The sequence below is a fragment of the Actinoplanes sp. NPDC051861 genome, from assembly GCF_040681145.1.
In the GTDB taxonomy this organism is placed as follows: Bacteria; Actinomycetota; Actinomycetes; order Mycobacteriales; family Micromonosporaceae; genus Actinoplanes.
The window spans coordinates 234,369-256,452 of record NZ_JBFAYE010000003.1; the positions used below are offsets into that span (position 1 = coordinate 234,369).

Below are 22,084 nucleotides of genomic sequence, written 5' to 3' on the forward strand. Positions count from 1 at the left end.
CAGCGGGCTCCTTGCTGGAATGGGCACATGCGGCCGGATGATGCTGACGGAGAGGACGCCCGGGCGGCGCTCGCGGCCTGGCGGAACGAAATCGCCGGGCCGGGTGCGGCGAACCGGCTCGTCAACCTTCCTCGTGGTGGCGCCGACCTGGTCGAGATCGTCGCTCCCGGCCCGGCCGGCGTCGTGGAGGCACTGCGGCACGGCCGGGACTGCGCCCTGGACGGCACCGGCAAGGGCAGCCTGCGCACCGAGCTGCCCGGCGCCGTCCTGCATCCGCTGCTGCGCCTGCTGCGCCGGCACACCGCCCAGGAGCAGGCCGACCGCGGTGTCGACGTGCTGCACCTGGCGATCGGCCTGCTGCACTGGCAGGACGGGGACGGCACCGGGTACGCCAGCCCGCTGCTGCTGCTCCCCGTCGACCTGGTCGCCCTCGGCCCGGGTGAGGTGCCGAAACTGCGCGCCGGCGGCGGCGACCTGATCGTCAACCCGGCCCTGACCACCCGGCTCCGGCCGCTGGGCGTCACGCTGCCGCAGGCCGTGGCCGACCCGGGCGCGTACCGGCAGCAGGTCGACGCCGTGATCGCGGGCCGGGCCGGCTGGCGCACCGCCGACATCGTGGTGCTGGCCCACCTGGACCCGTCCGCCGAGGAGATCAGCCGGCACCTGCTGGAGCACGAGGAGCGGATCGCCGCGCACCCGGTGGTCCGGGCGCTCGCCGACGGCACCGAGGGCGCCTTCGCCTTCGAGCCGATCGGTCCGGACGAGATCGACGTGCTCGCCCCGCCGGACGACGTCCCGCTCGTGCTCGACGCCGACGCCGGCCAGCGGGCCTGCGTCTCGGCGGCCCTCGAGGGGCACAGTTTCGTCGTGGACGGCCCGCCCGGAACCGGCAAGTCGCAGACGATCGCCACCATGATCGGCGCGCTCGCCCACGCCGGGAAGCGGGTGCTGTTCGTCTCCGAGAAGGCGGCCGCCCTGGAGGCCGTCCAGCAGCGGCTGGCCGCGGTGGGACTGGGCAACTACCTGCTCGGGCTGCACGGGCCGAGGGCCGCACGCAAGCAGGTCGCGAGCGCGCTGGCGGCGGCACTGGAGGCGGTCCCGCTGCCGGACGCGCGGATGGACGAGACCGACCGGGAGACGTTGCGGGAGCGGCGCGAGCAGCTCAACGCGTACGCCCGAAATGTCAACGCCAAGCGTGAGCCCCTCGGCCGCAGCATCCACGACGTGATCGGGGAACACGCCCGGCTGGCCGGCGTGCCGCAGGCACCCGTGCCCGCCTTCCAGCCCGCCGCCCTGACCGACGCCGCGCTGGACCGGATCCGTGAGGCCGCCGCCCGCCTGGCCTCCGCCTGGCGCCCGGCGCTGGAGCGCGGTGGTTTCCGCTGGCGGGAGGTGGTCGAACGGGAGTCGCTCGACGACGCCCTGTTCCTGGCCCAGCTGACCCTGGAGGACCTGGCCGAGGCCGCCGCGCCGGACACCGCCCTGGCCGCCGCGTTCCACGTGCGGCTGCCCGCCGACGCCAACGCCCTCTCCGAGATCGCCGCGCACGCCGCCGCCCGCCCCGGCGACGTGCCGGAACCGTGGCTGACCGCGCCCACGCTGCGGCCCGCCCGGCAGGCAGCGGACGACCTGGCCGAGCACGTGAAGGCGCTGCGCCAGGCCACCGAGCAGGTCGAGTCCCGGCTCGGCATCGCGTGGGAGACCCTCGCCGCGCCGCTCGCCGCCGAGGACTTCGGCGAACCGCCCAGGCTGGACCCGCCCGCGGTACGCCTGGAGCCGCTCACCGCCGCCGAGGCCAAGTCGCTGGCCGGCCGGTTCGCCGCGGACGCCGACGAACTGGAGCACCAGCAGCGCAACCTGGACCGGGTGACGGGCCGCCTCGGCCTGCCCGAGGTGATCACCTTCTCCGACGTGGAGCTGGTGAACCTGATCGCCGAGCTGGCCGCCCGCCCCGACAGGCCGGAGCGGGCCTGGTTCGCGCCGGGCGCGCAGAGCGCTGTGCACAGCGCCGCCGCGGCCCTGCGCCGGCACGTCGACGCCGTCGCCGCCGCCCGCGACGAGGCGGGCGAACTGTTCACCGACGACGTGCTCACCGCGCCGGTCGAGGAGCTGGCCGAGCGGTTCGCCACCGTGCACCGGGGCGCCCGCAAGCTGCTCGCCCCGCACCGGCGGGACAAGGAGACGGTGGCCGGGCTCGCGGCGCCGGACGTCACGGTGGAGGACGCGATCGCGGGTCTCGGGCTGGCGGTGGCGTGGCGCCGGGCGTACGAGGGGATGCTGGCCGCGGAACGGCAGCACGCGGAACTGCTCGGCAGCTACTGGCGGCGCCTCGACACCGACTTCCGGGCGATCGGGCGGGCGCTGCAGACGGCCGACGAGGCGCTGCGGGTGACCCCGCCGGAGGCGCTGGGCAACGTGTCCGCGCTGGTCTCGTCCCCGCGCTCTGATGACACGCTGGTGCGGGTGGTCGCCGAGGCGCGGGACGTTTTCCGGCACTGGCGGGCCACGCTGCGGCCCGAGCCGGAACCGGCCGCGCGGCCCGCTCTGGGCCAGGGCAGCGTGCACGACGCCGTCGCGTGGATGCGTGCCCAGGTCGGGCCGCTCCGCGACACGGCCGCCCTGCTGCAGCAGCTGGGCGACGCGATCGGCCGGGACCTGAACGTCGCCGAGGCGGCCACGGTGCTCGCGGCGCGCCGCCGGGTCCTCGACGCCGAGGCCGCCTTCGCCACCGCGAACCACGGGATCGAGACGGCGCTCGGCAGCGCGTACCGGGGGAGAGCCACGGATCTGCGCCGGACCGGCGAGATGCTCGACTGGGCGGCCAGGGCCCGGACGCTGCGCACCGGTGTCGACGCCGCCCTCAACAACGACCAGGTGCAGGCGCTGGCCGGGGTCACCGCGGCCACCGACCTGACGCCGCACTTCGAGGCCTGGCAGGACGCCCGGCAGCGGATCATCGAGGCCTTCGGCCCGGCCCGGCAGGTGCGGCTGGCCACCGCGCTGGACCGCTACGAGACCGCCCGGGACCTGCTGCGGGACCTGCGCGACGACGCGGACGGGCAGCGCGAGTGGTTCGACTACCTGGCCGCGCGGGAGGTGCTCGCCGAGTTCGGCCTGGACTCGGTGGCCGACTTCTGCGCCGACCGCGCGATCGAGGCGGGCCGGCTCGGCGACGTGATCGAGAAGGCGGTCTACCGCGCCTGGATCGACGAGATGAGCGGGGACCTGGAAACGCCCGCCGGCCTCGTCGACGAGTTCCGGCGCCTCGACGCCGACCTGCTGCAGGACGCGGCCGCCGCGGTGATCGAGGCGGTCAACGCCCGCCGACCGGCCGTGACCTCCGGGGGCCAGGCCGCCATGCTGCGTGCCGAGGGCGCCAAGCAGAGCGGTCACCGGCCGGTCCGCGACCTGCTCGCCGAGACCTGGGACACGGTTGCCGCCCTCAAGCCGTGCCTGGTCATGCCGCCCGCCGCGGCCGTCCGGCTGCTGCCCGACCAGGCCCGCTTCGACGTCGTGATCATCGACGAGGCGTCCCGGATGACCCCGGCCGCCGCGGTGGCCTGCGCGTACCGGGCGACCTCCCTGATCGTGGTCGGCGACGACGCGCAGATGCCGCCTGCCGGGGACCGTTCGTCGGTGCTGGTCGCGGCGAACGACTGCGGCGCGTTCACCCGGCTACCGCTGACCTGGCACTACCGCAGCCGGCACGAGAGCCTGATCCGGTTCGCGAACGACGCGTTCTACCAGGGGCGGCTCGTCACGTTCCCGGGCGCGCACCCGGCGGGCCCGGACATCGGGGTCGCGTCGTTCACCGGCGACGTCGCGGAGCGGGTGATCCACCACTTCAGCACGCGGCCCACCCTGTCGCTCGGGGTCGTCACGCTCACGGCCGCGCAGGCCGACGAGGTCGCCGGTGCGGTCGAGAGCGCGCTCGCCGGCCGTCCCGACCTCTTGGACAGCGACTTCTTCGTCAAGGACTTCTTCGTCAAATGCGCGGAGGCGGTCCAGGGCGACGAGCGTGACGTCATCATTCTCTGCACCGGCACCGATCTGAGCGCGGCCGGTGGGCCGACCGGTGCCCGCCGCCTCAATGTGGCGATCACGCGGGCCCGCCAGCGCGTCGAGGTGGTCACCGCCATCCCGGCCGGCCGGCGGGAGGAGCCCGGTGGTGAGGGGGAGCGGCGGCTGGCGGCGTATCTCGAGTACGCCGAGGGCGCTTCTTCGCACACCGCTTCTGCTCTTTCCCGCACGGCTTTCGAGGACTGCGTCCTCGAGACGGTCGCGGGCTGGGGCTATGCGGTTACGGCCCAGGTGGGCGTGGGTTCATGCCGCGTCGAGATGGGGGTACGCGCCGACGACTCCGACTCCGGGCGGTTCGCGCTCGGCGTACGCTGCGACGGCCCCGGCTACCAGCTGTCCCCGGTGGCCCGTGACCGCGACCGGGTCCACGACCAGGTGCTGCACGGCCTCGGCTGGCACCTGCACCGCGTGTGGAGCACCGCCTGGTACGCGAACCGCGCCGACGAGGAGGCCCGCCTGCGCGTGGCCGTCGAGAACGCCCTTGCCACGCCGGACGTCTTCGCCGCGCCCGACACCGAACTGCTCTCCGCCCGGCCCGCCCAGCCGCCCGAGTGGGCCCTGCCCTACGAGCGCGCCGAGGTGGAACCGCTGCCGGTGGCCGCCCGGGTCAACGACGACGTGGCCCGCGACCTGCTGATACGCACCGTCGAGCGGATCGCCGCGGTGGAGGGCCCGGTGCACGTGTCGACGCTGATCCAGCGGATCCGGGAGGGCTGGGCGATCAGCCGGGTCACGCAGCCGATCCGCAACGCCGTCGAGGCGGCCATCCGGTCGTCGAGTGCGAGCTTCGACGGCTCGTTCATCACGCCCGCCGGTACGCCGCTCCCGGCCGTCCGGGTGCCCGGCGACGGTGTGACCCGCAAACCGGAGCAGGTCGCCGACGCGGAACTGCAACTGGCCCTCGAATACCTGGTGCTCGACGCCGGGCTCGTCGAGGGCGAGGACCTGATCGCCGCGGCGGGGCGGCTCTTCGGCTGGGGCGGTAGCAAGACGGCCCCGTCCCGGCTGGCCGGTATGCTCGACGAGCTGGTCTCGGCCGGCCGGCTGATCGCGCACCCGAACGGGCTGATCGCGGCACCGGCGGACGATCTGCTCGACCTGCCGGACGTGGCGACGCTGCCGCACCGGGACCGGCCGGCCGTCAGGACGCTCACAGTGTGACGTAGACGGCGTGCGGGACCGCGGAGCGCCAGAGGCCGTCGCGGATCCGCACGCAGTTCGCCACGATCGCCGGGTCCAGCGTCTCCGCGCCACCGGCGAACGACCCGTCCGGCGCGAACAGCGTGAACACCACCCGGTCGTCGTCGAAGAGCCAGAAGTCGTCGGTGGTCGACGGCAGTCCGTTCACCAGGTGCCGGGGCAGCCAGCGGATCTCCTCGCCGGCGTCCACGTTGAGACTCGAGATGCTCAGCAGCCAGCGGGTGTAGTCCACGTGCGGCACGGTCACGACGCGCAGCCGCCGTACGGTCCGCCCGGCCGTGGTGGCGTCGCGGATCACCTCGAGCCAGGGTTTCTGCCAGGCGAAGTCGTCGGGCTCACCGGCGAGGAACCGGCGGATCGGCTCGGACTCCTCCGGACTGTGATACTCGTCCGCCACCTCCAGGTGGAATGCCGACTCGTCGAACGTACGAAAAAGATCGTCGAAATCGCCCTTCAGCAACAGCCGCATGCCGGGCCCTCCCCAAAACCTGGATGGCACACCGCGTATCACAATGGTCACTGAGGGTGCGCAAGGTCCAGTCCGAGCCCCGAAACATGCAATTTGCAGAAAATCTTCGATCAGCCGTTGCGCGGCAACTCCCGGGCCAGCACCTTGCCGGTCGCGTTGCGCGGAAGGGCGTCCAGGAACACCACGTCGCGCGGCACGCAGAACCGGGCCCGGTGCCGCCGCACGTGCTCGCGGACCGCCTCCGCGTCGAGGCGCTCGCCGGGACGCAGCACCAGATAGGCGGCCAGGCGCTGGCCGAACTCGTCGTCCTCGACGCCGATCACCGCGACGTCCAGGACCTGCGGCAGGTCCGCGAGCAGGTCGGCGACCTCGCCCGGATAGACGTTCTCCCCACCGGAGACGATCATGTCGTCCTCGCGGCCGTCCACGTAGACCCGGCCCTGCTCGTCGACGTGCCCCAGGTCACCGGTGCCGAGCAGGCCGTCGGACATGCGGGTGGCGGCGTCGTTGGTGTAGCCCTCGAACAGCATCTCGTTGACCACGAACAGCCGTCCGACCTGGTTCGCCGGCACCGGCTTGCCGTCGTCGCCGAGCACGGCGACACGCGTGCCGTAGGGAGGTCTCCCCGCGGTGTTCGGGGCGGCGCGCAGGTCGGCCGGGGTGGCGATGGAGACCCAGGACGCCTCGGTGGAGCCGTAGAGGTTGTAGAGGACGTCGCCGTACCGGTCCATGAAGCGGGTGGCCAGGCCACCCGGCAGGGCCGAGCCGCTCACCGCGGCCACGCGCAGGCCGGGTGCCTTCTCTCGCGGTGGGAGTTCCATCAGCTGCTGGAGCATCACGGGTACGGCGATGAGCGCGGCGCACTGGCGCCCGGCGAGTGTGGCGTGGGTGGCGGCGGCGTCGAATCTCCTGGTCAGGACTACGGTGGCGCGCAGTGCCAGGGCGATCTGCAGGCCGGCGAATCCCCAGGTGTGGAAGAGGGGTGCCGAGATCATGATGCGGTCGCCGGCCCGCAGCGGGATCCGGTCGATCACCGAGCACAGTGGGCGGAAGCCGCCGGGTGTCGGTCTACGGGCGCCCTTGGGTATTCCGGTGGTGCCCGAGGTGAGGACGATGGTGCGGCCCGGTCGTTCCGGCGGTTCCGCTGGTTGCGGCGGGGTGGCCGCGATCAGGTCGGCGACTCGGCGTTCGTTGAGCTTTTCGGACTTTTCACCTATCAGTCCGATTTGTTGCTCGAATTCGTCATCGTGGATCAGAGCCTTGAGGTCCTGGTCCTCGGCGACGGTCCTCAGCTGCTCGGCGGAGAGGCCGGTGTTGATCAGAACGGGATCGGCGCCGAGCGTGGCGACGCCCACCAGGGCCTCGATCATCCGGGCCGAGTTGCGGCAGAGCAGACCCACCCGATCACCGGGGGACACCGTCGCCCGCAGGGCGTGGGCCAGGCGCTCCGAGCGGGAGAGCAATTGGGCGTACGTCACCCGGCGCTCGTCGTCGACCACGGCAACCCGCTCCGGGCTGCGGGCGGCGGCCTGCCGCAACTCGCCGGCCAGGCCGAAACCCCAGGTGCCGAGCGCGCCGAACTGCCGCACCACCCGAACCGGGTTGCCCGGCACGAGCAGGCCGCGCTTGGCCATGGTGGCCGCGATGAAGGTCAGGTCCACGCTGCTCTCCTACCTGATCTGCACTCCCGAAATCGCCCGCGCGATCACCAGCCGCTGGATCTCCGAGGTGCCCTCGAAAATGGTGTAGATCTTGGCGTCCCGGAACATCCGCTCCACCGGGTGCTCCCGCAGATAACCGGCGCCGCCGAGGATCTGCACGGCCTTCTCGGTCACCGTCACGGCCACCTCGCCGGCCTTCAACTTCGACATCGAACCCTCACCGGCGCCGAACGGGCGGTCGTTGCGTCCCATCCACGCGGCTCGCCACACCAGCAGCCGGGCGGCGTCGATCTCCGTACGCATGTCGGCCAGCGCGAACGCCACCGCCTGGTTCTCGATGATCGGGCGGCCGAACTGCACTCGTGTCTTCGCGTACTCCAGCGCGTACTCGTACGCCGCCCGCGCGATACCGAGCGCCTGCGCGCCCACCGCCGGTCGTGACAACTCGAACGTCCGCATCGCGGCCTGCTTCGCCGCGCGCTGCCCCTCCCGGGCGCGCGCGAGACGGCGGTCCAGGGCCTCCTTGCCGCCCAGGAGGCAGCTGCCCGGTACGCGTACGTCGTCAAGAAAGACGTCCGCGGTGTGCGAGGCCCGCAGACCCAGCTTCTTCAGCTTCTTCGTCCCGACCAGTCCCGCGGTGCCCGGCGGTACGACGAACGCCGCCTGCCCGCGCGACCCCAGCGACGGATCGACACTCGCCGTGACCACGTGCACGTTGGCTATGCCGCCGTTTGTCGCGTACGCCTTCTGGCCGGTGATCACCCACTCGTCAGTGGCCTCCTGGTAGACCGCCCGCGACCTCATCGACGCGACATCCGAGCCCGCCTCCGGCTCGGTGCTGCAGAACGCGGCCACCTTGGGATCGGCCTCGTCACCGAAACACTGCGGCACCCACTCGACGAGCTGCTCCGGGGTGCCCGAACCGTAGATCGCGGCGACCGCCAGCGACGTGCCGGAGATCGCCATGCCGATGCCACCGTCACCCCAGAAGAGCTCCTCGTTGGCGACCGGCAGGCTGAGGCCGGACGTGTCCGACCAGGTGTTGACCAGGAACTCGAAGCCGTACAGGCCGACTTTCGCGGCCTCCTGCAGAATGGGCCAGGGGGTTTCCTCACGCTCGTCCCACTCAGCGGCGGCGGGACGGATCACCGACTCGGCGAAACCGTGCACCCACGCACGCAGATCCTGTTGCTCCTCGTTCAGGTCGAGCCAGAACTCCACGTCGGATCAGCCCTTCCGGCGGCCGGGGTTAACTCGTCGGTAACTTTAGGAGTGCCCCACGTCACTGACAAGGGGTTGTCGACGATCGTGGATGGGTCCCAGACTTATCCACATTCACGCACCATCCACAGCCCCACCCCCCAAGATCCCCCACCCAAGCCACACTGTCCGAGGGGGCTGCCCCCTGGGAGGGCGGGAACTGTGGCGGGGCAGATTCGGTGGTTGGGCCGCTGGTCGTCGTCCAGCGAGGTGATCAGTGCAGGCAAGGCGCCTCCAGGACGGCCGAGTGAGGCGAGCCGCAGCTCAGCGCCCTGATCATGAGCTCGGAAGGCGTCCTGACGACGGCCGGGCCGTCGCGATTCGTGGCCGGCTGGCATTGGTCCACCCAACGCACTATCGCATCGGTGAATGAGCGCCAGCCGAGCGAACCTGGCTGGCAGGTATCCACCCTTCGCCGCCCAGATCAGGTGCGCCAGTGCCAGCGGACGTGACCGCCAGCCGAGGACCACGCTCCGAGACGCCCGGCGCGCTTCAGCCGTCTCGATCCGCGTGATGCCAGGGCGGCCGGGAGCTGGCATCTACTCCTGTTGTGCCGCCCTGACCCGAAGCTGAGCTGCGCCGGCTGACAGTGAATCAGAGTTCGCAGCCGAGCTGCCTGACTGTGTGCCGGCCGAACGATCTGGGGTGCGCGATCGGGCGTTGTCCGGACGGCGCCTGCCCGCAGAAACGCAGGTCACACTCCGGATGGCTGGCACGGGTTCTGCGCGACACCCTCGTCAGCGGTTGTCCACATCAGTGGGTTGTCCACAGGGCGGCCGACGCAGCGCAGAAAATTCCTCCACACTGTCCGCGGGGGCTGCCCCCTTGGGAGGGCGGGAACTGCGGTGGCGGGAACTGCGGTGGCGGGGAGCTAGGGTCGGGGACTGCGGTGGGGCCTCGCGCGGATCGCCATGATCCATCGGGCTGGCGAGATCTTGGAGACTTTCGCCCGTATTCGGACCGCAACTCTCCATGATCTCGACGACTCCGCAGCTCCGGCCAGCACCCGGCCGCATCGATCAACAGCCAGGGCTTCGTCGAGGGCGGCAACGCCTCAAACCATGACACCGGCGTATGCGAGCCTCACCGGCAACGTGCCCACGCCGCGGTCCAGGCCCTGCACCTCGAACGTGACGCAGCAACGGACACGGGAAGTTGATCGAATCGAAGGTGAAGCAGGAGTTGTCGGCGATCCCGCAGCACAGCGGGCTCAGGCCGTCGGCGGGCCACAGTAACGATCGGCGAAGCCACGTGGTGACCTGCCGAACGGGAGGAACACCGAACAATCAACAGGTGATGGAGCCCGTGAGGTGGGGGCGCTTTGAGGTGAGGGCGAACGTCGCGCCCGTGGGAGACAGCGCGGTGCTGAACAGGGCCCGCGCCGGCAGCAGGACGGGCTGTTTGAAGGCGACCTCAACGGTGTAACTGTCCGGGAGACGGCCCTCAAGGGCGGCGATCGCGTGCGCCTTGGTCCACATCCCGTGGGCGATGGGGCGGGGGAAGCCGAACAAGCGGGCACCCAGACGGGACGTGTGGATGGGATTGCGGTCTCCGGAGACCGCGGCGTAGTCGGTGCCCACCCGCGCGGGAACGTGCCACACCGCACCACCCGATAAATCAGAAAAATCCGAAATGGGCGACGACGCGGAGGAAGGCCGCGAGGCGGGAGGAGGCGACGCGGCGGGAGGAGGCGACGCGGCGGGGGGAGGCGACGCGGCGGGGGGACGCGACGCGGCGGAGGGAGACGACGAGGCGGGGGAGGGTGACGAAGCCGCCGCAGGAGACGACGTGAGACGCAGATACGTAGACACCTCCCGCCAAACCACCTCACCATCGATCGCCGCGGTCGTGAGCACGTCGAACTGCCGGCCCCGGGGATGGTCGCGCAGGTCGGCCGCCCGCACCGACAGGTCGAATACGGCCCCCGCCGGCAACGGCCGCAAGACACTGATCCGGTTCGACACGTGGACCAGGCCGATCAGCGGCACCGGGAAATCGCCCGCCGTCATCAGCTTCATGGCGAGCGGAAACGCCAGCACATGCGGATACGTAGCGGGCAGCGTGTCGCTCAGCCGGAACCCGCACACCCGGTCATACGCCGCGAGGTGATCCCGGGACACCGCCACACCCCGGTCGGACAGCTCCACAGAGGGCAGCACGGAGGCCCGCCGCCGACCCGGCAGACTTCCCAGCGCGGCACGAACGTAGACCGTCACCTCACGCCCCCAGCAGGCTCTGGCCGCAGACCCGCACCACGTTCCCGGTTATCGCCGACGATCCGGGTGAGGCGAACCAGGCGATCGCCTCCGCCACGTCGATCGGCAGGCCGCCCTGGGACATGCTGTTCAGGCGCCGGCCGGCCTCGCGCAGGCCGAGCGGCATCTTCGCCGTCATCGCCGTCTCGATGAAGCCGGGTGCCACCGCGTTGATCGTGACGCCGCGGCCGGCGAGCAGGGGCGCCCACGACTGGACCAGCCCGATCACGCCGGCCTTGCTGGTCGCGTAGTTGGTCTGCCCCCGGTTGCCGGCGATTCCCGCGATCGACGCCACCCCGATGATCCGGCCGCCGGACGGGATGAGGTCGCGCGAGAGCAACTCCTGATTGACCCGTTCCGGCGCCGTCAGGTTCACGCCGAGCACCGCGTCCCACAGCGACGGATCCATCCGCGCGATCGTCTTGTCCCGGGTGATGCCCGCGTTGTGCACCACGATGTCGACGCCGGCGCGCGGGCCCGCCGCCAGATAGCCGGCCAGGCGCGCCGGTGCGTCGGCGGCCGTCAGGTCCAGCTGCAGCGCGCGCCCGCGAGTGGAGTTCGCGACGTCGGCGAGGGCGTCGCCGGCGGCGGGGACGTCGAGGGCGATCACGTCGGCGCCGTCGCGGGCCAGGGTGCGGGCGATGGCGGCGCCGATGCCGCGGGCCGCGCCGGTGACCAGGGCGAGTTTGCCGTCGAGAGGGCGGTCCCAGTCGGCCGGGACCTCGGCGACGCCGGCGCCGACGCGGATCACCTGGCCGGAGACGTAGGCGGAGCGGCCGCTGAGCAGGAACCGCAGGGTGGACTCGACGGCACCCTCACCGCCGGGCGCGACGTAGACGAGCTGCGCGGTGGTCCCCCGCCCGAATTCCTTGCCGATGCTGCGGGTCAGGCCTTCCAGGCTCCGCTGCGCGGTCGCCTCCGAGGGCGAGGAGGTGGCTTCCGGCGGGGTGCCCAGCACGATCACGCGGCCGGAGACCTTCAGGCTTCTTGCGTACGGGTGAAAGAAGTCGTAAAGCGACCTGAGCTCTGCCGAGCCGGTGATGCCGGTCGCGTCGAGGACGAGCGCGGCGGCGCGTACCTCCGTGGTGTCGACGACCTCGGCGCCGGCGGCCTCCAGCAGTTTGCGGATCGGCTCGGAGAGCCGGCCGCCTGGGGCCGCACCCAGCAGAATCGGGCCGTCGATGGCCGCGTCGCGGCGCAGGCGGGGCGGATCAGGCAGCCCGAGGCGCTTGACCACGGTCCGGCCCAGACCGGAGTTGGCGAAGTTCGCGTACCTGTCAGCCATGCGAGTAGCCTACCGGTGAGTAGCCTTGGTGATATCGATGTGGAGGACAGTCGTGCCGAACGTGCGCCGCGTCGCCGTGCTGGGCGGGAACCGGATTCCGTTCGCCCGGTCCAACAGCCGATACGCCCAGGCGTCGAACCAGGACATGCTGACCGCCGCGCTGGACGGGCTGATCGCCCGGTTCGGACTGGCCGGTGAGCAGCTCGGCGAGGTGGTGGCGGGTGCGGTGCTCAAGCACTCCCGCGACTTCAACCTGACCCGTGAGGTGGTTCTGGGTTCACGGCTCGACCCGCGCACCCCGGCCTACGACATCCAGCAGGCGTGCGGCACCGGCCTGGAGGCGGCGATCCTGGTCGCCAACAAGATCGCGCTCGGGCAGATCGACGCGGGTGTCGCCGGTGGCGTGGACACGACGTCGGACGCGCCGCTGCAGCTCAACGAGGACATGCGCCGGGCGCTGCTGGAGCTCAACCGGGCCCGGTCGCTGAGTGCGCGGCTCCGGGCGGTGGCGAAGTTCCGGCCGCAGCAGGCGTTCATGCCGGAGCTGCCGCGCAACGCCGAGCCGCGGACCGGCCTGTCGATGGGTGAGCACGCGGCGGTGACGGCCCTGCGGTGGGGCGTCGACCGGGCCGCTCAGGACGAACTCGCGCTGACGTCACATCAGCGGCTCGCTGCCGCGTACGATAAAGGCTTTTTTGATGATCTTCTGACGCCCTATCTGGGACTGACCCGGGACCAGAACCTGCGGCCGGACTCCAGTCTGGAGAAGCTGGCGGCGCTGAAGCCGGTCTACGGCAAGGAGGGCGCCACGATGACGGCGGGCAACTCCACGCCGCTGACCGACGGCGCCTCCACCGTGCTGCTGGCCTCCGAGGAGTGGGCGGCGGAACACTCGCTGCCGGTCCAGGCGTATTTCGTGGACTCCGAGGCGGCGGCGGTCGACTACGTGCACGGCGACGAGGGCCTGCTGATGGCGCCGGCCTACGCGGTGCCGCGGATGCTTGCTCGCAACGGGCTGAGCCTGCAGGACTTCGACTACTACGAGATCCATGAGGCGTTCGCCTCGCAGGTGCTGTCCACTCTGGCGGCCTGGGAGTCGCCGGAGTTCGGCAAGGAGAAGCTGGGCCTGGACGCGCCGCTCGGCTCGATCGACCGGGCCAAACTCAACGTGAACGGCTCGTCCCTGGCGGCCGGCCACCCGTTCGCCGCAACGGGCGGCCGGATCGTCGCCACGCTGGCGAAGCTGCTCGCGCAGAGGGGTTCCGGCCGCGGCCTGATCTCCATCTGCGCAGCCGGCGGCCAGGGAGTCGTCGCCATCCTCGAGCGCTGACGACCCGACCTTGCCGCGTGTGGATTTCGGCCTCGCTCCGAACCCGAAATCCACACGCAAGGGGTTTAGCGGGAGGTGCAGGTGGGTGTGGTGGTGGGGGCGCTGCCGGTGCCCTGGAAGCCGAACTCGGTGCTGGCTCCCGCGTTGACGCCGCCGTTGTAGCTGACGTTGGTGAAGGAGACCGCGCCGCTCGTGCCGGACGCCGTCGCGTTCCACGTGTTGGTGACCGACGAGCCGGACGGCAGGGTCAGGCCGGCGGTCCAGCCGTTGATGCGCGCCGAGCCGGCGGTGATCTTCACGGTGAGGACGAAGCCGCCGTTCCAGGCGTTCACGCTGGTCGTGGCGGTGCAGCCGGAGCCGCCCGGGTTCGGGTTGGACGGCGAGGTGCTCGGTGAGATCGAGGTGCTGGGGGAGCTGGTCGGCGAGCTGGACGGGTTGGTGCCGCCGCCGAGGGCGGAGAGCGTGGAGTTGTAGGCCGCCTTCGGGTTGCCGTTGCCGTCGAAGAGCAGCGGGGTGCCGCTGGCCCGCCACGAGTCGCTGTCGCGGATGCCCCACACGGTGATGCCGTTGCAGCGGGTCACCGCGAGGCAGGCGCGCACGACCGAGGCGAACGAGTTGGCCTGCGTGGTGCCGGAGCCCTCGATGTCCAGCTCGGTGATCTGCACGTCGACGCCGAGGTTCGCGAACCGCTGCAGGTTGGCCTGGTAGTCGCTGGGCAGCGGCGACTGCGCGTTGAAGTGCGACTGGAAGCCCACGCAGTCGATCGGCACGCCGCGGGACTTGAAGTCCTGCACCATGGCGTAGACCGCGTTGCTCTTCGCGTTCTGCCCGTCGGTGTTGTAGTCGTTGTAGCAGAGCTTGGCGGCCGGGTCGGCGGCCCGCGCGGCCCGGAACGCGGCCTCGATCCAGTCGTTGCCGGTGCGCTGCAGGTTGGAGTCGCGGCGGGCGCCGGTGGAGCCGTCGGCGAACGCCTCGTTCACCACGTCCCAGGAGTCGATCTTCCCGCGGTAGTAGGTGGCGACACGGGTGACGTGGTTGAGCATGGCGTTGCGCAGCGTGGTGCCGCTCATGTTCTGCGCCCAGCTCGGCTGCTGCGAGTGCCAGGCCAGCGCGTGCCCGCGTACCTTCGCTCCGTTGGCGACGGCCCGGTTCACGATGGTGTCGGCGGAGGAGAAGCTGAACGAGTTCTGGGACGGCTCGGTGGCGTCCCACTTCATCTCGTTCTCCGGGGTGACCGAGTTGAACTCCCGGTTGAGGATTCCGGAGTAGACCGAGTCGGAGAGCTTGTAGGCGGCCACCGCGGTGCCGAAGTAGCGGCCCTTCTCGGCGGCGGCCGCGCCGAGCGTGGCGGCGGCGTTCGCGGACGGGGAGAGGACGACGAACGCGCCGGCCGCGGCGAGGAGGCCGGCGGCCAGCGCGACGACGGTGGTACGGGGACGGGTCATGGGGAATCTGCCTTCGGTCCAGTCGATGCGGGGAACATCGACAGGTGGCTCTGGATGGACCGAAACTTTAGCTCCGCAATCGACAGACTTCAACTGGTGACAGGTCCGTTTTGGCCTTGAATGAGCAGGATGGGAGCGTGCCCATTTCAGAAATTGTCTCCGAAAGTTTCGGAATCAGGTCGCGGTGCGCAGCGCCTCGGCCACCGCTTCGGCCGCGGCGGCCGCGTCGTCGCCGTCAGCGTGGACGATCACTGTGGTGCCCGCGTCGGCGCCGAGTGACATCAGCCGCAGTGCGCTGCGGGCACCCGCGGCCTTCTCCCCGTGGCGGATCTCGACGGTCGCGGTGAAGGCCGAGGCGGCACGCACCACGGCTCCAGCCGGCCGGGCGTGCAGGGCGGCCGGCAGGACGACCGGGACCTCGGAGCTTGGGGACATCGCGGGCCTCCCGGGCGGCGTCGACGGCGGGATCTCAGAGCTTGGGGACATCGCGGGCCTCCCGGGCGGCCTCGGCGACGGTCTGCAGGTCGGCGCCGGCCGAGGCCAGCACGGCGGCGGCCACCGCGCCCTCCACGAACGGGGCGTCCACCAGCACCGGCCCGGCCGGCAGGTCCTCCAGCACGGTGCGCGCGGTCAGCACGGCGCTGCCCAGGTCGGCCAGCACGACCACGCCGGCACCGGTGTCGGCCCGGTGCACGGCGGCCTCGATGCGGGCGGCACTGGTGCCGAGCTCGCCCTCCTCGGTGCCGGCGGCCGGCTCGATGCGTACCTCCTCGGTGGCCACCTGCCGCAGCAGGTCGCTCAGCCCGAGCGCCAATCTTTCGCTGTGCGACACCAGCACGATCCCCACGAGCGCCATGCCCGTGGATGTTAGTCACTGAAAGTCTTGGCCGAATCGCCCAGCGCGACAATGCTGGGGGTCGAAGGGCATCGTCGCCCCTGGAAGGAGCCGGCCGTGAAGAAATTTCTCAACGATCCCGCCGACGTGGTGGCCGAGGCGCTCGCCGGACTCGCCGCCGCACATCCCGAGGACCTGCGTGTCGACACCACCGACCAGTACGTGGCGAGGGCCGGCGCGCCCCGCCCCGGCAAGGTCGCGCTGGTGTCCGGCGGTGGCTCCGGGCACGAACCGCTGCACGGCGGCTTCGTCGGGCCCGGCATGCTCGACGCCGCCTGTCCCGGTGAGGTCTTCACCTCGCCCGTGCCGGACCAGATCCTCGCCGCCACGAAGGCGGTCGACGGTGGAGCCGGTGTGGTGCACGTGGTCAAGAACTACACCGGCGATGTGATGAACTTCCAGATGGCCGCCGAGCTCGCCGCCGACGAGGGGATCACCGTGGAGACGGTGCTCGTCGACGACGACGTCGCGGTGGAGAACTCGACCTGGACCGCCGGGCGGCGAGGTACCGGCGCCACCCTGCTGGTGGAGAAGATCGCCGGGGCGCGCGCCGAGGAGGGCGGAAAGCTCGGCGAGGTGGCCGCGATCGGCCGGGAGGTCAACGCCGCGTCGGCCTCGTTCGCGTACGCGCTGACGGCCGGCACCACGCCCGCCGCCGGGCGTCCCGGATTCGACCTGCCAGACGACGAGATCGAGGTCGGCGTCGGCATCCACGGTGAGCCCGGGCGCCGCCGGGAGAAGTTGCGCCCGGCCAAGGCACTGGTCGGCTCGGCCCTCGACGCGATCCTGGCGGCCAAGCCGATCGACTCCGGCGAGCAGGTGATCGTGCTGGTCAACGGCCTCGGCGGCACCCCGCTGCTGGAGCTGTACCTGGTGTACGGCGAGGTCGCCGCGGTGCTCGAACAGCGCGGGCTGCGGATCGCCCGGCGGCTGGTCGGCAACTACGTGACCAGCCTCGACATGGCCGGCCTGTCGCTGACCCTCACCCGCGCCACCGACGAGATGCTCCGGCTCTGGGACGCGCCGGTGCGCACCCCCGGCCTGCGCTGGGGAGCGTGAGGCGTGGACGTTGCTCTCGCCCTCGCCTGGCTGCGTGCCGCCGCGGGTGCCGTCGCCGCCGAGTCCGACCTGCTCACCAGATTGGACTCGGCGATCGGCGACGGTGACCACGGGGTGAACCTGAACCGGGGGTTCGCCGCCGTCGTGGCCGGGCTCGACGGGACCGCCCCGGCGGCCGTGGGTGCCGTGTTCGTCAAGGCCGGCACCACGCTGATCTCCAAGGTGGGCGGTGCCTCCGGCCCGCTGTACGGCAGTGCCCTGCGCGCCCTCGGCAAGGCGCTGCCGGACGGCGCGGAGGTGGACCTGCCCGCCGTGGTCGCCGGGCTCAACGCCGGGCTGGAGGCGGTACGCAAACTGGGCGGGGCGGAGCCCGGCGACAAGACGATGGTGGACGCCTTCCGGCCGGCGCTGGACGCCTTCGAGGAGACCGTCTCCTCCGGTGGTGACCTGGCCTCGGCCGCCGAGGCGGCGGCCCGGGCCGCGGACGAGGGCGCCCGCGCGACCACACCCATGCAGGCGCGCAAGGGCCGGGCCTCCTACCTGGGCGAACGAAGTGTCGGCCATCAGGACCCGGGCGCCACTTCCACCGCACTGATCTTCAGAGCCCTCGCTGATGTGACCGCTTAGGTCAGACCGTTTCCCGGATTTCGCCGACTTCGGCACGCCGGAGTCGGCGCCAACCCACAATTTCGCTGAGGCGCTCTGCGTCCGGCATGCGGTGGTTCCTCAAGCTCGTGAGAGCGTTGCCGATCCTGCGGCCGTAGCGAGTGATCGGGTGAGGAGGGGCACGGCATGGGCTTCGGTGGGTTGTTCGACAACCGCTCTCTGCGGACGAAGATCGGTGCGGCGGCGATGACCGCGACGGTCAGCGGTCTTCTGGTCGGCGGTCTGGCCGTGAAGACGGTGTACGACCTGAACCGGGACGCCGCGGCGGCACACCGGCAGTCCATCGACATCACCTCGGCGGTCGGCAAGTTCAGCACGAACATCGAGGCGTTCAGCGGCAACGTCTCCGCGCTGCAGCTGTACCCGGCCCTCGCTGACCGGATCAAGCAGGGTATGGCGGCCAACCAGACCGCGATCGGCGAGTCGTTCACGTCGCTGCGGGCGAGCCTGCCCGGTGAGGGCGTGGTGGCCAAGGCCGAGCAGGACTGGAACGCCTACCTCGAGTTCATCAACGCCGACCGTACGCAGGCCACCCCGGCCGACCTGGCGGACGCGGTCAAGCAGTACGACCAGCTGCGCAGCGCGCTGTCGGAGGACCAGACGACCCTGCAGGCGCGGGCCGTGGCGCTCGCCGAGGACAGCATCAACAACGCCGAGTCGGCCGGTAACACCGCGACCTGGACGATCGGGATCGTGCTGGCCGCCGGTGTGCTGCTCAGCCTGCTGATCGGATTCCGGGTCGCGTCGCGGGTACGGGAGACCGTCAGCAGCGTCGCGCACCTCGCCGAGGGCCTCGCCGAGGGCGACCTCACCCGTACCTCCGGTGTCCGCAGCCAGGACGAGATCGGCCGGATGGCCGCCGCCCTGGACCGCGGCATCGCCCGGCTCCGCGACGACGTCGTGCAGCTGTCCGGCAGCGTGACCACCCTGCAGACGGCCGCCGGCCAGCTCAGCTCGGTCTCGGTCGCCGTCGACGACGCCGCCAACCAGGCGTCCGCGCAGGCCGGCACGGTCTCCGCGGCCGCCGAGACGGTCTCCAACAACCTGCAGTTCGTCTCGGCCGGAGCCCAGGAGATGGGCTCGGCCATCCGCGACATCAGCGTCTCCACCTCGGAGGCCACCGAGGTCGCCGCGCAGGCCGTGCAGGTCGCCGAGGCCACCAACGCGATCGTGGGCCGGCTCGGCGCGTCGTCCGAGGAGATCGCCACCGTGGTCAAGGTGATCACCAGCATCGCCGAGCAGACCAACCTGCTCGCGCTCAACGCCACCATCGAGGCGGCCCGGGCTGGCGAGGTGGGCAAGGGCTTCGCGGTCGTCGCCGGCGAGGTCAAGGACCTGGCACAGGAGACCGCCAAGGCCACCGAGGACATCTCCCAGCGTGTCCAGGCGATCCAGGCCGACACCAGCGGCGCGGTTGCCGCGATCGGCGAGATCTCCTCGATCATCGAGCGGATCAACGGCCTGCAGCTGACCATCGCGTCCGCGGTCGAGGAGCAGACGGCCACCACGCAGGAGATGAACCGTACGCTCACCGAGGCGGCCAGCGGCGCCGGCGACATCGCCGCGACCATCACCTCGGTCTCCGACGCGACCCGGCGGACCACCGACACCGTCGGCGACACCCGGCACGCCGCCGACGACCTCTCCGCCACGGCCAACCAGCTCCAGGCGGTGGTCTCCCGCTTCCGCTACTGAGCGAGCTTCCGCTACTGAGCGAGCTTCCGCTGTTGAGCGAGCTTCCGCTACTGAGCGACAGGTGCCAATGTGTAGGGCATGTACCCGCCCGAACCCTGGCACCTGCGCGGTCAGATGTTCCTGTCGGTCTTTCTGATCCCCCGGGGGCGGCTCCCGCAGCTGCCCCCGGTCCTGTCCGCGGCGGTCCGCCCGATCACGATCGGCGGCCGGGCCGCGGTCGGCGCCGCCTGGGTCCGCTACGAGCCCGGCGGCGTCCTGCATTACCAGGAGCTGCTCAGCGCGGTCCTGGTGCACGAGCGGGGACGGCCCCGGGTGAGCATCACCGACATCTGGGTGGACAGCATGGCCTCGCGCGAGGGCGGCCGGCGGCTCTGGGGCATCCCCAAGGAGATGGCCGAGTTCACCATCGACACCGACTCCGATCCGCTGGTGGACGCGACGGCCACGGTGCCGGGCGAGGCGGCGCCGATCGGCTCGGCGCTGGTCCGGCTCAAGGGGCGGCTGCCGGGCCGTCTGCCCATCGCCTTCACGGTGGCCCAGGCTCTGGGTGATCACGTCCGGCGCACACCGGTGCGAGGAAGAGCCGGATTGCGTACGGCGAACGCGGCCTGGCGGCCGGAACCCGGCGGCCCACTCGGATACCTCGCCGGGCGCCGTCCCGTGCTGAGCCTGGCCGTCACCGACTTCTGGCTCGTGTTCGGCCGCTCCGCCACCGACCGGGCTCGCTCCGCCCGTTCATAGACGAACGCCGCGCGGGTACGGTTCGGCAGGCACCACGCACCGCCGAACCGTTGAGGAGCGCGATGAACCCGGCCGGTCACGACCACCATCACCCCGCCCCCGGTGAGGCGCACCCGGTCCTGCCCGGTGGCCGCCGGCTCACGCTGATCCTGCTGATCCCGGCGCTGCTGCTCACCGCGATCGGGATGGCGCTGCTCTGGCCGAGCGGCACCCCGCGGGCGGCCGAGGGCGGCGAGGGCCCGGCCCGGGTCAACGGGCAGATCACCTCCGTCGCCCGGACGCCGTGCCCGGAGGTGCCGGAGGGCGAGGTGCCGCTCGCCGACTGCGGCACCGTGACGGTCAGGCTGACCAGCGGCAGCGCGGCGGGCACCGAGATCACCACGGACCTGCCGTCGGGCCCGGGCGCGCCGGAGGTCGAGACCGGCGACGAGGTGGTGCTGATCGCGCTCAACGCCGACGACGGCACGACCAGCTACTCGGTGATGGACCACCAGCGATCCACCCAGCTGTGGATGCTGGGCGCCGTTTTCGCCCTGGCGGTGATCGCGTTCGGCCGGTGGCGGGGTGTGACCGCTCTGGCCGGGCTCGCGGTCACGTTCGGCATCCTGCTCTGGTTCATCGTCCCGGCCATCCTGGACGGCCGGTCCCCGGTCGCGGTGGCCGTCGTCGGCGCGGCGGCGATCATGCTGATCGTCCTGTACCTGACGCACGGGTTCTCGCTCACCACGACGATCGCGGTGGCCGGGACGCTGGCCAGCCTCGCGATCACCGCGGTGCTGGCGGCCGTGTCGACGGCGGTGGTGCACCTGACCGGCGTCGCCGACGACACGTCGAACTTCCTCACCATCACGCAGGGCGAGGTCAACATGCGCGGCCTGCTGCTGGCCGGCATCGTGATCGGCTCGCTGGGCGTGCTCGACGACGTCACGGTCACCCAGTCGGCCACGGTGACCGAGCTGGCGGTGGCCAATCCGGCGTACGGGTTCCGGCGGCTCTACGGCGCGGCCACCAGGATCGGCCGCGCGCACATCGCCTCGGTGATCAACACGATCGTCCTGGCGTACGCGGGCGCCTCCCTGCCCCTGATGCTGCTCTTCGCGGCCGGCGACACCCCGGTCAGCGAGCTGCTCACCTCCCAGCTCATCGCCCAGGAGCTGGTGCGCAGCGCGGTGGGCACGATCGGGCTGGTCGCCGCGGTGCCGATCACCACGGCGCTCGCGGCCTACCTGGCCGCCCGCTCGTCGCGCCCGGCCGCCCCGGTCGCCCCGGCGGCGCCCACCGGACCTGCCGGCGGACCGCCGCCGAGCCGCCCGCAGGGTGACCCGTGGGCGGCTTTCGTGGAGCGTCAGTAGCACTTCTTCCAGACGACCCGGTAAACGGTCTCGATCGAGCCGTCGGTGGAGTCCATCGAGATCAGGTTGGTGTGTTTCGAGGAGTCCGACGAACCGCGATTGACGCGCAGATCCGTGTTGATGTTCAGGAACCGGCGGTCACCGCAGCGCAGGAAGTTGAGCGACGCGATTCCGACTTTGTCGGTGCGCTGCCACTCGTCCTCCATCGGGCCCTTGAAAGTGTGCTTGGTACGAGCTGTCTGCGTATATCCCTGGAAGTAGTAACCGGCGTTCTGCTCGGCCCACGCGCCCTTGCGCAGACTCGCGAATCCGCGGTAGTCGGCGGTGGCGATCGCGAAGGTGAATCCGGACGGCACGTCGATGTCGACGGCCAGCTGGCAGTTCTTGCGGAAGTCGGTGGGGTCCGCCTTCGGGCCGACCTGCGCGAGGTAGTCGGAGTAGATGACCGTGAAGGCCTTGTTGTCGTCGGACACGGTGATCGCGGCGCTCTCGTCGGCGCAGCCAGAGCCGTTCGCCTTGACCACGTCAATGATCATCATTTCGTCCGGCACCGGTGGCGGCGCCGCTTGGACCGGTGCCGCCACGCCCAGCGCGCCGAGCAGTGCCACACCCGCGGTGATAGTGCGCAACATGAGAATACCCCCGTCTTTCTCAGCAATTCCCGGCCGAATCGGAGAGCGATTCGGAAAGG

Annotated in this window: 16 protein-coding genes; 7 read left to right on the plus strand and 9 right to left on the minus strand. The window is 71.5% G+C overall.

Annotated features, from left to right (window positions below; all coding sequences use genetic code 11):
- Positions 1–27: 27 nt before the first annotated feature.
- The gene (locus AB0M02_RS11950; protein WP_364224943.1) at positions 28–5,241 is read left to right on the plus strand and encodes a DUF3320 domain-containing protein; all 5,214 of its coding nucleotides are present in this window, start codon (positions 28–30) and stop codon (positions 5,239–5,241) included.
- Here the strand turns inward: AB0M02_RS11950 and AB0M02_RS11955 are convergent.
- The 5 genes from AB0M02_RS11955 to AB0M02_RS11975 form a co-directional block, all read right to left on the minus strand.
- Entirely contained in the window at positions 5,231–5,749 is a 519-nt protein-coding gene (locus AB0M02_RS11955) for a DUF6879 family protein (RefSeq protein ID WP_364224945.1), read from the minus strand. The two genes, AB0M02_RS11950 and AB0M02_RS11955, sit on opposite strands and share 11 nt — an antisense overlap.
- Before the next feature lie 110 nt (positions 5,750–5,859).
- Positions 5,860–7,410 (minus strand): AMP-binding protein, encoded by a 1,551-nt coding sequence (locus AB0M02_RS11960; protein ID WP_364224947.1) that lies wholly within the window; start codon positions 7,408–7,410, stop codon positions 5,860–5,862.
- 9 nt (positions 7,411–7,419) lie between these two features.
- Positions 7,420–8,631, minus strand: coding sequence for an acyl-CoA dehydrogenase family protein (locus AB0M02_RS11965; protein WP_364224949.1), 1,212 nt, complete (start codon positions 8,629–8,631; stop codon positions 7,420–7,422).
- Between the two features lie 1,325 nt (positions 8,632–9,956).
- Entirely contained in the window at positions 9,957–10,886 is a 930-nt protein-coding gene (locus tag AB0M02_RS11970) for a MaoC/PaaZ C-terminal domain-containing protein (RefSeq protein WP_364224951.1), read from the minus strand.
- 1 nt (position 10,887) lies between these two features.
- On the minus strand, positions 10,888–12,210 hold the full coding sequence (locus AB0M02_RS11975) for a 3-oxoacyl-ACP reductase (RefSeq protein ID WP_364224953.1): 1,323 nt from the start codon (positions 12,208–12,210) through the stop codon (positions 10,888–10,890).
- Positions 12,211–12,262: 52 nt separating this feature from the next.
- Here AB0M02_RS11975 and AB0M02_RS11980 point away from each other — a divergent pair, with 52 nt between their 5' ends.
- Entirely contained in the window at positions 12,263–13,540 is a 1,278-nt protein-coding gene (locus AB0M02_RS11980) for an acetyl-CoA C-acetyltransferase (protein ID WP_364226050.1), read from the plus strand.
- 65 nt (positions 13,541–13,605) lie between these two features.
- On the opposite strand, the gene AB0M02_RS11985 is transcribed toward AB0M02_RS11980, so the two are convergent.
- From AB0M02_RS11985 to dhaM, 3 genes are all read right to left on the minus strand, one after another.
- Positions 13,606–14,985, minus strand: a complete 1,380-nt coding sequence (locus tag AB0M02_RS11985; RefSeq protein WP_364224955.1) for an endo-1,4-beta-xylanase — start codon at positions 14,983–14,985, stop codon at positions 13,606–13,608.
- 174 nt (positions 14,986–15,159) lie between these two features.
- Positions 15,160–15,420: an HPr family phosphocarrier protein gene (locus tag AB0M02_RS11990; RefSeq protein WP_364224957.1), complete on the minus strand. Its 261-nt coding sequence runs from the start codon at positions 15,418–15,420 to the stop codon at positions 15,160–15,162.
- Between the two features lie 34 nt (positions 15,421–15,454).
- Positions 15,455–15,841, minus strand: a complete 387-nt coding sequence (gene dhaM, locus AB0M02_RS11995; protein WP_364224959.1) for a dihydroxyacetone kinase phosphoryl donor subunit DhaM — start codon at positions 15,839–15,841, stop codon at positions 15,455–15,457.
- Positions 15,842–15,937: 96 nt separating this feature from the next.
- Here dhaM and dhaK point away from each other — a divergent pair, with 96 nt between their 5' ends.
- From dhaK to AB0M02_RS12020, 5 genes are all read left to right on the plus strand, one after another.
- The gene (gene dhaK / locus AB0M02_RS12000) at positions 15,938–16,939 is read left to right on the plus strand and encodes a dihydroxyacetone kinase subunit DhaK (RefSeq protein ID WP_364224961.1); all 1,002 of its coding nucleotides are present in this window, start codon (positions 15,938–15,940) and stop codon (positions 16,937–16,939) included.
- A 3-nt stretch (positions 16,940–16,942) separates the two neighbouring features.
- A complete protein-coding gene (gene dhaL, locus AB0M02_RS12005; protein WP_364224963.1) occupies positions 16,943–17,566 on the plus strand; it encodes a dihydroxyacetone kinase subunit DhaL in 624 nt (207 codons plus the stop codon).
- A 165-nt stretch (positions 17,567–17,731) separates the two neighbouring features.
- Positions 17,732–19,300, plus strand: coding sequence for a methyl-accepting chemotaxis protein (locus AB0M02_RS12010; protein WP_364224965.1), 1,569 nt, complete (start codon positions 17,732–17,734; stop codon positions 19,298–19,300).
- Between the two features lie 78 nt (positions 19,301–19,378).
- Entirely contained in the window at positions 19,379–20,041 is a 663-nt protein-coding gene (locus tag AB0M02_RS12015; protein ID WP_364224967.1) for an acetoacetate decarboxylase family protein, read from the plus strand.
- A 62-nt stretch (positions 20,042–20,103) separates the two neighbouring features.
- Positions 20,104–21,393 (plus strand): YibE/F family protein, encoded by a 1,290-nt coding sequence (locus AB0M02_RS12020; RefSeq protein WP_364224969.1) that lies wholly within the window; start codon positions 20,104–20,106, stop codon positions 21,391–21,393.
- Here the strand turns inward: AB0M02_RS12020 and AB0M02_RS12025 are convergent.
- Positions 21,387–22,025 carry a DUF4360 domain-containing protein gene (locus AB0M02_RS12025; RefSeq protein ID WP_364224971.1) on the minus strand — a complete coding sequence of 213 codons (639 nt, stop codon included), beginning with the start codon at positions 22,023–22,025 and terminating at the stop codon, positions 21,387–21,389. The two genes, AB0M02_RS12020 and AB0M02_RS12025, sit on opposite strands and share 7 nt — an antisense overlap.
- Positions 22,026–22,084 lie beyond the last annotated feature (59 nt).